At 36.0% G+C, this 11,677-nt stretch carries 9 protein-coding genes and 1 tRNA gene; 5 read left to right on the forward strand and 5 right to left on the reverse strand.

The window, feature by feature from the left end:
* Positions 1–9: 9 nt before the first annotated feature.
* A complete protein-coding gene (locus tag TA89_RS11960; RefSeq protein ID WP_040213650.1) occupies positions 10–1,773 on the forward strand; it encodes a methyl-accepting chemotaxis protein in 1,764 nt (587 codons plus the stop codon).
* A 74-nt stretch (positions 1,774–1,847) separates the two neighbouring features.
* Here TA89_RS11960 and TA89_RS11965 read toward each other — a convergent pair whose 3' ends face one another.
* The 3 genes from TA89_RS11965 to TA89_RS11975 all read right to left on the reverse strand — a co-directional run bounded on the left by TA89_RS11965 (position 1,848) and on the right by TA89_RS11975 (position 5,482).
* Positions 1,848–3,089 carry a C40 family peptidase gene (locus TA89_RS11965; protein ID WP_052447474.1) on the reverse strand — a complete coding sequence of 414 codons (1,242 nt, stop codon included), beginning with the start codon at positions 3,087–3,089 and terminating at the stop codon, positions 1,848–1,850.
* 349 nt (positions 3,090–3,438) lie between these two features.
* Positions 3,439–4,743, reverse strand: coding sequence for a C40 family peptidase (locus TA89_RS11970; protein ID WP_040213651.1), 1,305 nt, complete (start codon positions 4,741–4,743; stop codon positions 3,439–3,441).
* Between the two features lie 439 nt (positions 4,744–5,182).
* Positions 5,183–5,482 carry a hypothetical protein gene (locus TA89_RS11975; RefSeq protein ID WP_040213653.1) on the reverse strand — a complete coding sequence of 100 codons (300 nt, stop codon included), beginning with the start codon at positions 5,480–5,482 and terminating at the stop codon, positions 5,183–5,185.
* A gap of 210 nt (positions 5,483–5,692) precedes the next feature.
* Between TA89_RS11975 and TA89_RS11980 the strand changes: the two genes are divergently transcribed.
* Together TA89_RS11980 and TA89_RS11985 are read left to right on the forward strand one after the other, a co-directional pair.
* Positions 5,693–5,768: transfer RNA gene (locus TA89_RS11980), tRNA-Pro, on the forward strand.
* 436 nt (positions 5,769–6,204) lie between these two features.
* Complete coding sequence (locus tag TA89_RS11985) at positions 6,205–7,476, forward strand: mechanosensitive ion channel (protein ID WP_052447475.1); 1,272 nt, start codon at positions 6,205–6,207, stop codon at positions 7,474–7,476.
* Positions 7,477–7,640: 164 nt separating this feature from the next.
* Here TA89_RS11985 and TA89_RS11990 read toward each other — a convergent pair whose 3' ends face one another.
* Positions 7,641–8,342 (reverse strand): N-acetylmuramoyl-L-alanine amidase family protein, encoded by a 702-nt coding sequence (locus TA89_RS11990; protein ID WP_052447476.1) that lies wholly within the window; start codon positions 8,340–8,342, stop codon positions 7,641–7,643.
* Between the two features lie 126 nt (positions 8,343–8,468).
* On the opposite strand from TA89_RS11990, the gene TA89_RS11995 reads away from it, so the two are divergent.
* Both TA89_RS11995 and TA89_RS12000 read left to right on the forward strand, forming a co-directional pair.
* Positions 8,469–9,821, forward strand: a complete 1,353-nt coding sequence (locus TA89_RS11995; protein ID WP_040213654.1) for a [Fe-Fe] hydrogenase large subunit C-terminal domain-containing protein — start codon at positions 8,469–8,471, stop codon at positions 9,819–9,821.
* Between the two features lie 57 nt (positions 9,822–9,878).
* A complete protein-coding gene (locus tag TA89_RS12000; RefSeq protein ID WP_040213656.1) occupies positions 9,879–10,529 on the forward strand; it encodes an HAD family hydrolase in 651 nt (216 codons plus the stop codon).
* Positions 10,530–10,587: 58 nt separating this feature from the next.
* On the opposite strand, the gene TA89_RS12005 is transcribed toward TA89_RS12000, so the two are convergent.
* The coding region (locus TA89_RS12005) for a glycosyltransferase family 4 protein (RefSeq protein ID WP_040213659.1) at positions 10,588–11,677 on the reverse strand (1,090 nt) is incomplete at its 5' end.

An 11,677-nucleotide genomic window follows, 5' to 3' on the forward strand; every position in this document is an offset into this window, starting at 1 on the left:
GTAATTATTATGAAGAAAAAATTTATAAGCGCTCTTCTGCTGTGTTTTATGCTCATAAGCAATGCTATAGCCCATGCAGCTCCCACAAAGGACGAAACGGTTTATGTTTCCATGAAAAATGACGGAAGCACTGCTTCTATAAAAATAGTAAATCACCTTTATAACATGGACAATTCAGGAGAATTTACAGACTACGGAAAATATACGGAGATTAAAAATCTAACCGGTGCTTTAAAACCTGAAGTAACCGGGGATTATGTTAAATGGAACCTTACTGAAATAAAGGAAAAAGATCTTTATTATGAAGGCTCTGTGGACAAAGAGCTTCCTGTGAAAGCAGAAATCAGATATTTCCTTGACGGAAGGGAATTTAAGGCTGAGGAGCTCTCAGGGAAAAAAGGCAAGCTTAAAATAATTATAAAAGTAGACTTTAAGGAAGAAGAAGGCATATCCCCTGATTTAATGGCACAGGTTCAGGTTACAGCAGATTTAGATATATTCAGAAATCTAGAAACTCAAGGCAATAAGGTGGTTATAGGAAAAACCGCAGCAGTTAACTTTGTAGCCCTTCCTCCTGAGGATGCTGAATTTGTTCTGGAGATGGATGGAGAAAATATATATTTAGAGCCTATTACCATAACGGTTTTACCTGCTTCCTTTAATGTTCCGGAGGATATTTCAAAGGGTATAGACTCTCTTACCAAAGGTTTGGGAGACATGGAAAAAGCCTCTGATTCACTGGCAGAGGGAATGCAGCAGACAATCACAGGAACTTCTGAATTAAAGTCAGGAATGTCACAGCTAAATGTTGGATTAAACAGCATTTACAGGGGTTCTGATGAAATATATACCCAATCTCAAAAGCTTTCTTCATCTATGAATGAATTCGAAAAGGGTCTTAAGGAGATTTCTGATAACAGCAGCAGCCTCATAAGCGGATTAAAAAGCCTCTCCGGAGGTATTAATGAACTTTCTCAAAGGAGTCATGATATTCAAAAAGGACTTCAGGGTGTTCACATGGGAACTAAAGAGCTACAGGGAGGAATCAGCGGCTTAAAAGACGGCTCCTTGAAGCTTAAGGAGGGTCATGACAAGCTTTCTCAAGTAGCAGCTCTTTATGCAAATCACCCAGATCCCATGGTAGCTGCCATGGCTAAAGGAATCCTTGGAGAAAAGGATGGAATAGATCAGCTAAATGAAGGCTTGACTAAGTCCTCTAAAGCCATGAAGGATTTAGAAACCTCTACAGGTGCCTTATCATCAGGATATAATGATTTTCACGGAGGCCTCTATCAAATATCTTCAGGAATGAATAAAACCGCTGAAGAAGCCCCTCAGCTGTCTTCAGCATTAAATCAATTAACAGCGGGATTTTCCTCAATGCGAGAAGGCAGCTCTAAACTCTTTAAGGGTTTTGGAGATATAAATAAAAGTATAGGCACGGTGAAAAATGAAACCTCCGGACTTCCTGGAGATGTAGGAAAGCTCGTTGATGGGCAGCAGCAGATAAAGGAGGGTATGAGCAAACTTGGCAAAGAAGGTATAGGAAAAGCCCGTGCTGAACTTCAAAATAACTTAAATAACAGTATTATTGGTGATAATAAAAACCCATATAACTCCTTTGCTGATAACAGCAGAAATAAAAACTCCACAGTGCAGTTTATAATGAGAACTCCCGGTATTTCTAAGCAGGAGGAGAAAAAAGAAGCTGTGGTGCAGGTAGAGGAAAATAAAAATATCTTTCAAAGATTTCTGGATTTATTTAGAAGATAAGTTTTGTAAATAGGCACAATAAAAGGCATTCTCACAATCTATGAGAATGCCTTTTACATCAACTTTTATAATATCTAATTTAATATTCTTCTTGCTGCATAGAATTTATATACCTTGGATACCTTAACCACATCTCCGGTGTGAGGTGCATGTATGAAGTTATTATTTCCTACATATATACCTACATGTCCAGCATGTGTAAACACCAAATCTCCTGGCTGCATTTCCGCTCTGGAAACTCCTCTGCCAGCTTTTATTTGATCATAGGTTGTACGACCTATATTGTATCCAAAGTGTCTAAATACGTAAGAAGTAAATCCTGAGCAGTCAAATCCGCTTGGTGTTGTTCCACCATATACATATTTTACTCCTAAGAATTGATATGCATAGTTTATTAAGGATGTTGCGCTTGCAGATGCTGCACCATCACCTCTTGAAGGTGTTGAGCTCTGCTGCTTAGCTGCCTGAATTTCCTCTAATCTCTTATTACCCTTCTTTATAGCAGCATCAACTTTACTATCGATATTTGTTGATACAATACTATTTCTAATCTTAACTAGTGTAGTAATGGAATTTCTTATATCTGATTCACTGCTTGAGCTATTGTTGATTACACTGATTGGGTATTCAACTATTGTCCACTCTTTAGAGTCCAGATCCATTTCAATTTTAGCTCTTTCGGCTCTGGCTTCAGCAACTAATTTGTTCTGTTCATCCTGCTTAACCTTCAATTCAGCAAGTTTTGCCTCATTTACTTTCTTAAGCTCGCCTACAGCTAAAACCTTTTCATCCAATTCCTTTACTTTTCTATCAAGCTCTTCTTTTTTCTCATCCAACTCTTCTATTATTTTCTGATCCATACCCATAAGCTTGCTGATGGCTTGTGCTCTGGCTATTAAATCACTGAATCCCTGAGATTCAAATAATAAAGCAATATATGAGCTTTGTCCGCCTGATTTATATAAGGCTCTCATTCTAGCATCATACATTATCTGTTTCTCTTTTACTTCCTCTTTTGCTACTTCAATAGCTTTATTTGTCTCAGCAATTTGATTTTGGTACTCTTGAATCTCGTCCTGATTCTTTTGTACAACATCTCTGGCTGCACCAACTTCATCGTCTATGATGTTAAGCTTTTCTTCAAGGTCCCCAACCTTACTTTCAATATCATTGTATTGATTTCTGCTCTGTTGTATCTGCTCTTGAGACGCTGGCTCAGCAAATACCACAGCTCCTTGTCCAAATACAAAGGATGCTGCAACTATAGCCGCAATTATTTTTTTGTTCATGCGTCTGATTGCCTCGATAATTCTCATATCTTGCTCGAGGCAGCCTCCTTCCCCCACATTAGTTTAAATTTGTACTAGCCGACGAAATTATTATAACACCATACAAGTAGTATGGACAACCCGCTTTTTCGAATGTTTACAAATTGGTTAAAATTTAATGACATTGTAATTACTATTTTTTAATTAATTTGCAAAATTTAAATGTTTTATTTACATTTTATTATTTATATTCCATAAAATATGCGATTCTTCGCCCCTTGGCATTAATAAAATAACAAAACAGGCAGAACAAGGAATGTTCTGCCTGTTAACAATTTGTACTTTTTTTATTTATTATTAAACAAATTTTGTTCACATTTAAGTCCTCGACAGGATACTATCTTAACACTCTTCTTGCAGCATAGAACTTCCACACCTTAGAAACCTTAAGTACATCTCCTGTTTGAGGTGCGTGAATCATCTGTCCGTTTCCTATATAGATTCCAACGTGTCCAGGGTTAGTAAATACTAAGTCACCAGGCTGTAATTCAGATTGAGAAACGGCAACGCCGGCATCTATCTGATTGTAAGTGGTTCTTCCTATATTATAACCGAAGTGTCTGAATACATAGGAGGTAAAGCCTGAGCAGTCAAAGCCGCTAGGGGTAGTTCCTCCCCAAACATATGGAATATTTAAAAATTGATATGAGTAATTTATAAGTGAAGCTGCACTTGCTGATCCTTGTGATGGACCTCTTGAAGGAGCTGGACTAGGCTTTGGCGCTGGTGCAGGTTTGCTGCTTCCGCCACCTCCATTGCTTGGTCTGTTATTTCTTGCCGCTTCTTCTGCCGCTCTTGCCTCAGCCAATCTCTGGGCTTCTCTTTGTCTAATTGTTTCCTGTCCTTTTTTAATAACTTCATCTATCTTTCTGTCTACATTTGTAGATACTATATTGTTTCTTAATCTTACAAGAGTAGTTATTGAGTTCTTAATATCATCATCGCTACTATTTCTGTTTGTAATAACATCCATAGGGAACTGTACAAGCTCCATTTCTTTAGTGTCAAGATCTACAACAACCTTTGCTTTTTCTTCTTTTGCTGCTGCAACTAAAACATCTTGTTCTTTTTTCTTATTTTGAAGGTCAGCCATCTTAGCTTCATTTTGTTTCTTAAGCTCTAAAAGGCTGGCATTTTTTTCGTCCAATGCTTTTTTAGTATCATTAAATTCTTTTTCTTTTTCATTAAGCTCTTCAATAATTTGCTTGTCCAATCCCATAAGTTTTCCTATGGCTTGAGCTCTGGCTATAAAATCGCTAAATCCTTGTGACTCAAGAAGCACTGATACGTAACTACTTTGTCCCCCGGTTTTATACATAGCTCTCATTCTTTTATCAAACATATCTTGTTTCTGCTTAAGCTCTTCTTTCAGCTTTTCTATTTCCTTTTTTGTATCTTCAATCTGCTTATTTAAAGCAGCTATGTCTTCATTATTCTTGTCTATAACTCCATGCATTGCAATAACTTCTTCGTCTAATAGCTGGATCTTTTCCTCAATACCAGCAATTTTCTGCTCAATGCTGTTAAGTTGATTTCTGCTCTGCTCTACTTGCTGCTGCGTCGTTGGATCAGCGAAAGCAACAACAGCTTGGCTACTAATTATAGATGCTGTAATTACTACCGCAAGTAATCTCTTTTTCATAGGTGTTCTTTCCCCCACATTTTTATTTTTTCGGTATATTATTATCATATTAGCCGTTAATATGATATATTGCCGACGAAAATATTATAGACTTAATGATTAGGAAAAAACAACCTTTATGTATAAATGTTTACAAAATGGTAAAAATTCTACTAAGTTTCGGTTAAAATTTGCAGTCAATTCTGTAACAATTACAGAAAATTTTTAAAGGTAAAACTTGTCCCCCTCTGCTTTCCACTATCTTTAAGCACTGCATTTAGGATATTCTAAAATTTATATAAGATATGAATTCATTCTTAAACCCCTTACAGTTTGTTAAAAAATTATATACATTTTCAATCTTTATCAAAAGACAGAAATTAACTTATTCGAAATACCCATGATTTTTAAATATTTTGCTTCTTATTATATTTGATTCTTATATATTAGATGCGCATGGCTATTTATATTTTTTTGTTATCTGTGCCTGTATTATTGAAGCACTAAACATCATTATAATAAATATTATTACAAATACCAGTGTATACTTCTTAATAAAGAAGTCAGCAGCTCCTAATATGAGGCCTGAAACACCTAAAACAATATTAAAAGTTCCATTGCTTTTAAAGTATCCTTCCTTATCCTTTATACTGCTTCCGGTTTGAAGTATGTCCTGAACCTTTTTGCTTTTTAGTATCAATATACCAAAGGTTAGAAACCAAAGGCTTCCTAATAAAATAATCAAAGTTGATCCTGCCATATTATCTCTCCTTCTTATTTGTGTCATATAGTTAATCTTTTCTATCAGTATTTTTAAACTCTGCACTTTTATATGATGCATTGATTTATAAGCAATAATACAATTATACATTAAAATTTTCCATTAAAAACTATAAATAATCTTTTCATTTATTATTATATTAATAATATTGACAGCGGCGGGCTACTTATATATAATTATATATGTCGCCGGGGTGTGGCGCAGATGGGAGCGCGCGTGCTTTGGGAGCATGAGGTCGCAGGTTCAATCCCTGTCACCCCGACCAGGAAAAGTCATATGCAGGATTTAACCTTCATATGACTTTTTTTATTTTTCAAAAATAATAATTATATTATAAAGGAATCGTTAAATTCGGTTCCTTTTTTATTTAATCTGTAAATAGATTATTATAACTATAATCACCATACAATATTCAAGCAGCTGATTATCACTCTTATACTCATTAATCCTTCCATTATATTATTATAAATTTTAGTTTTTAACTCCTCTGCCAGTGTTTCATTCTATTGTTCATTAATAAAAACTATATATAAGAAGATAATAAACAGTATAGTCTTTACTATTGTTTTAATTCCCTGTGAAGCTTCTGTTAATAATGGTAATTATGCAGAAAATTTTCCAAAAGGATACTCTTTCTTTAATCTTTATTAATATTTGCTTTTTATAATAAAAACACTACAAAAAACAAGGAGGTAATATTAATGGAAGAGATAAGAACTATTACATACCCTATGTATAATGCAATACCAAACATATTATCGGCAGTACTTCTTCTTTTACTTGCCATAATAGTTGCATCAATAGTTAAGTCACTCATTATTAAAGGCGGTAGAAAGATGGGACTGCCAGGTTATATAGATAAGTGGGGCTTATCCAATAATAAGAGCTCCGATAAAACTTTAGAATCCTTGGGTAAAGCCGCTTTTTGGCTTATATTCATTTTATTCTTCCCAAGTATTTTGGAAGCATTAAATATGAGGGCAGTTTCAACTCCTATTACAAATATGACAAGTAAATTCCTAAACTTCCTTCCTAACATACTAGGAGCAGTACTTGTACTTATAGTTGGATATATTATAGCTAAAGTAGTAAGAGATTTATTAGCACTGCTTTTAAGAAAACTTAAGGTAGATGAGCTTCAGGATAAGGCAGGTTTAACACCAACTGCTACAACATCATCCTTCTCTACCATATTGGCAAATGTAGTTTACGTTTTAATATGGATTCCAATTATTATTTCAGCATTAGAAATCCTTAATATTAAGGCTATATCACAGCCTGCAATAGGAATGCTGAATAATATATTAAATATGATACCTAATATATTTGTGGCAGCTATACTTATAGCTGTAGGTGTATATGTGTCTAAACTGGTAGGTAACCTTGTTTCAAACCTGCTTGCAGGAGTGGGAATAAACTCTATTTATAAGCAGATTGGATTTGGTAAGGAAGGAATGGCACCACGATACTTGTTATCTGATGTTATAGGCAAATTAGTTAAGTTTATCATAATACTTCTATTTGCTGTAGAAGCTTTAAACGTAGTAAATCTAGAGGTATTAAACAGAGTAGGATTTGCTATAATAGCATACTTACCATTCTTCTTAAGCGCAGTTATAATTTTAGGTGCAGGTTTATTTATAGGTAAATGGGTGGAAGGCCTATTAGGTAAATACACTTCATCCTCAAGGCTTACCGCTGCTTTAGTTAAATACTCCATTATAGTATTTGCAGTATTTATGACCTTAAGCCAGCTTGGTATAGCTATGGTAATAGTAAATACAGCCTTTATCATAATACTTGGAGCACTGGCTATAGCCTTTGCAATATCCTTTGGTATCGGCGGAAGAAAGTTTGCTGAAAGATCCCTAGAGAAATTTGAAAGAAAAATGGAAACATCCGCACCTGCTTCCGGTAAAGATGTAAACACTGAAGAAATCGATCCTACAGACAATACACCTCCAGTGCTTTAAACCGAAGGTGAAATGCAACAATCCTATTTTTTAGGATGTTTATATAAAAAGCCCCGGAGACTCTGCAGTAAGTACACTGCAGTAAGTCCCCGGGGCTATTTTATATTCTAAATCTCTATGGTAATTTTTGTATTCACCCCAGGGGTGAATACAAAATTATCCATTTACTTAAGGAGCTCACCAAGCTGGTTCAACTTTTCCTGAAGCCTCCTGAAGGCTTCAAGGGCTTCTTGATAATTTTTTAAAAGCTCTTGTCTATTGCCAGGTTCTGGGGCCTGAGGTTCTTGAGAATCTGGTGTCTCAGGCTCTTGAGGAGCAGGTTCCTGGTAATCTTGTCCAATAAAACTAAGAAAGCCTTTTGCTATGGCAAGTGAAACTGTTTCTATGAAACCATCATCTTTAAGCCTGGCTTCTTCATCGGGGTTGCTTATGAAGCAGATTTCCACTAGAGTTGCAGGCATCAGGGTTTGCCTGAGCACAGCGAAGTTTGCATATTTGACTCCCCTATTTTTTGTTCCTATAGCTGACACTACTGAATTCAGTATGGCTCTTGCCATTGTTTCCCCTTCCCCACCTGACTTATAGGCATAGGTTTCTGTTCCTGAGGCTGAAGAGTCACTGAAGGAGTTATTGTGAATGCTTATAAAATAGTCTGCATTGTAGTTATTTGCAATATTAGCCCTTTCAGTAAGTGTGATATATTTATCTTCAGTTCTTGTATATTCAACGGAAATTCCCTGTGAAGATAAAATTTCTCCGCATCTTAAAGCAATTTTTAAATTAGGCACCTTTTCATTTAAACCAGTAGCTCCCACTGCACCGGAATCCTTCCCGCCATGGCCTGCATCAATTACTAGCTTAACCATAAAATTATTACCTCCTACTTGGGTTGTATACCCTACTAAAAATATATGCAGCAAAATGAAAATTGTGGATACCTTTGAGTAAATTAAGTTATAATAATTTTATGTACAATTTTAAGGAGTGAGAACATGAAAAAACACCATATGGACTTATTTCAAAAGCTTGTAAAATCCTATTATGAAGGTAATTTTGATGAGACTGTAGAAAAAATCATTAATACTCCGGGACTTGATAAAGATGAAATAACAAAAACTGTATCTATGCTCTGCGGTGTAGAGGTTGAAAATGACGAAAACTATATTTATAACCTAAAAAAAGCAATAACAAATTATCAGGTTAGGGAAAGGATAGTTGAAAAACTTGGGCAATGCACTATAAGTTGCACTAAAGATGAAACAGGGAAAACAAAATGCCAAATGGCATGCCCATTCAATGCCATTTTAAAGGATCCAATTAAAAACACTACATACATAGACGAAGATTTATGCGTAAACTGCGGGATGTGCGTGGATGTCTGCGACAATTCAAAACTTATGGACAGAGTAGAGTTTATCCCTATAATGGAGCTATTAAAAAGCGGAAGTCCTGTAATTGCAGCTGTAGCTCCTGCTATATCAGGACAGTGGGGCTCTGATGTAACCATGGATCAGCTGAGAGCAGCTTTTATAAAAGCAGGCTTTAAAGATATGCTTGAGGTTGCCTTTGCAGCGGATATGCTTACCATAAAAGAAGCAGTGGAATTCGACCATCTTGTAAAGAATAAAGATGATATGATGATTACCTCCTGCTGCTGCCCAATGTGGGTAGGAATGCTTAAGAGGGTTTATTCCGATTTGGTTAAATACGTATCTCCTTCCGTATCTCCTATGATAGCTGCTGCCAGAGTTTTGAAAAAGCTCAATCCCGATGCTAAGGTGGTATTCGTAGGGCCATGTATTGCAAAAAAAGCTGAAGCAAAGGAGAAGGATTTAATAGGAGATGTAGATTTTGTCCTAACCTTTCAGGAATTGAAGGGTATTTTTGAAATACTTGATATTAAGCCTGAAGAGCTTCAGGGAGTGGCATCTATTGAATATGCTTCCCGAGGCGGTAGACTTTATGCCAGATCCGGAGGAGTGTCCATTGCAATTTCTGAGGCCATTGAGGAACTTTATCCTGAAAAATATTCCTTCCTTAAAACCCTTCACGTAGACGGGGTTAAGGAATGCAAGGAGATTTTAAACAGAGCAGTGGCAGGAGAGGATTTAGGCGCAAACTTTATTGAAGGTATGGGCTGCGTAGGAGGCTGCGTAGGAGGTCCTAAGGCAATAGTTCCAAAAGAGGAATCCAGAAAGGCAGTGGATGAATTTGCGTATCAGTCTGCTGTAAAAGTAGCAACTCACAGCGGAATATTGGATGAGGTCTTTCTCCGTATAGGAATTAATTCCCTTGAAGATTTTAAGCATCCTGAAAAGATAGAAATATTTGAAAGAAACTTTTAAATAAGTGAAAACATATGATATAATTCTCAGTAATTATATTTAGGCTGGTGAGTAAATATGTTGGAAAATATAAAAGCGGTAATATTTGATTTAGACGGCACCCTTGTAGATTCTATGTGGGTATGGGAAAAAATTGATAATGATTATTTAAAAAAGATGGGTTATGAAGTTCCCCTTAATCTAAAGGATGAAATAAGCCATTTGAGCTTTAATCAGGTAGCGGAATACTTTAAAGACAAATTTAACATTGTGGATTCCTTAGAAGTTATCAAGGATACCTGGCATAATATGGCCATATCAGAGTATTCTAATAACATACCTTTAAAGCCGGGAGCAGAAGCGTTTTTAAAACACATTAAGAACCTGGGTTTAAAAATAGCTTTAGCCACCAGCAATTCAGTGCCTCTCCTGGAGGCTGTGCTGGTTAAGCATAATATTTATGAATATTTTGATGTTATAGTCACCACTAACGAAGTGGAAAGAGGAAAAAATTTTCCTGACATATATCTTTTATGTGCGGAAAGGCTTGAAGTCAAACCTGAGGAATGCCTGGTTTTTGAAGATTTATATGCAGCGGTGATGGGAGCTAAAGCTGCAGGTATGAAGGTAGCAGCCATGCATGATCCCTCTTCAGAATATCAAAGGGAAGAGCTTGAAAGGCTTGCAGATCATTATGTCATGAGCTACGATGAAATTTTTGAAAAGTAAAATAAAAACCTTGTGCTTTGTTATTCTTAGTTCAGCACAAGGTTTTACTACTTTATTTTTAGTATAGTGATTCCGTAGCCTTAATCATGGCCTCCAAAGAATATCTTTCCTTATTAAGCTGGTAGGATTTTTCCGCCTTTTCCTTCATCTCTTCATAATTTTCTATGGCCTTAATCATGGAGAGCCTGAGGTTTACAGCATTTCCTGGCTCAGTTATTATTCCTAATTCTTCGCCTTTAATGATTTTTCTCACTGCTCCTACATCCGTAGATATTATTGGGATTTTATTTTTTACAGCCTCTAATATCACAAAGGGGAATCCTTCCTTTACAGAAGACATTACAAAACAATCCATAGCTTTCATCTTTTCGGAAGCATTATCCACATATCCTGTAAATATAATGCTATTATTACCTTCAGCGAGAGTCTTCATTTCAGGTAAAAGCTGTCCATCCCCTATAAGCAGAAGCTTAGCCTTATAACCCTCCTGACAGAGATCATTAAAAGCTTGTATTAAATACCTATGCCCCTTGGTTTCATAAAAATTTGCTACACAGCCAAAAACAAAATCCTCTGATGTAATATTAAATTTCTTTTTGAAGGCTTCAATATCTTCACCTTGAGTCTCTTCACTTTCATTAAAATCTATGCCGTTAGGTACATATACAGCTTCCTTTTTAGGAATTATGCCATTCTCCTTGGCAACCTCAATGTCTCCTTCGTTTACGCATATCAAACTGGTGGTTTTCCTGCTTTCATAAGCCTCTAAAAAGGTATAAATCTTCTTCTTTAAATTACTCATTGGTTCATTAAATACAAAGCCGTGAGCAGTATATACAATCTTAGATATTCCTGCAGAATGAGCAGCTTCTCTGCCTAAGATTCCAGCTTTGGAACTATGACAGTGCACTATATCAAACTTATTTTCTTTAAATTCCTTTTTCAAATGCTTAAGGCATTTGAAATCCATAATGGGATTAATCTCCCTCACCATTTCATCTATGGCAATATGTCTTACTCCCATTGCCTGAAGCTCATCTATCATCTTTCCGCCGGGAGCTGAATATACAGTAATGTCGTATCTATCCTTAAGCCCCTGGCATAAAAGCAGCACATTTTTCTGTGCTCCCCCCAGCTCCGATTGTGTT

It is taken from the genome of Clostridium polynesiense (assembly GCF_000820705.1).
GTDB lineage: Bacteria > Bacillota > Clostridia > Clostridiales > Clostridiaceae > Clostridium_AA > Clostridium_AA polynesiense.

What these genes read in the sequence shown, in the direction of transcription:
- TA89_RS11960 (WP_040213650.1), top strand. Translation starts at nt 10, where the DNA reads ATGAAGAAAAAATTTATAAGCGCTCTTCTGCTGTGTTTTATGCTCATA.
- TA89_RS11965 (WP_052447474.1), bottom strand. Translation starts at nt 3,089, where the DNA reads ATGAGAATTATCGAGGCAATCAGACGCATGAACAAAAAAATAATTGCG.
- TA89_RS11970 (WP_040213651.1), bottom strand. Translation starts at nt 4,743, where the DNA reads ATGAAAAAGAGATTACTTGCGGTAGTAATTACAGCATCTATAATTAGT.
- TA89_RS11975 (WP_040213653.1), bottom strand. Translation starts at nt 5,482, where the DNA reads ATGGCAGGATCAACTTTGATTATTTTATTAGGAAGCCTTTGGTTTCTA.
- TA89_RS11985 (WP_052447475.1), top strand. Translation starts at nt 6,205, where the DNA reads ATGGAAGAGATAAGAACTATTACATACCCTATGTATAATGCAATACCA.
- TA89_RS11990 (WP_052447476.1), bottom strand. Translation starts at nt 8,342, where the DNA reads ATGGTTAAGCTAGTAATTGATGCAGGCCATGGCGGGAAGGATTCCGGT.
- TA89_RS11995 (WP_040213654.1), top strand. Translation starts at nt 8,469, where the DNA reads ATGAAAAAACACCATATGGACTTATTTCAAAAGCTTGTAAAATCCTAT.
- TA89_RS12000 (WP_040213656.1), top strand. Translation starts at nt 9,879, where the DNA reads ATGTTGGAAAATATAAAAGCGGTAATATTTGATTTAGACGGCACCCTT.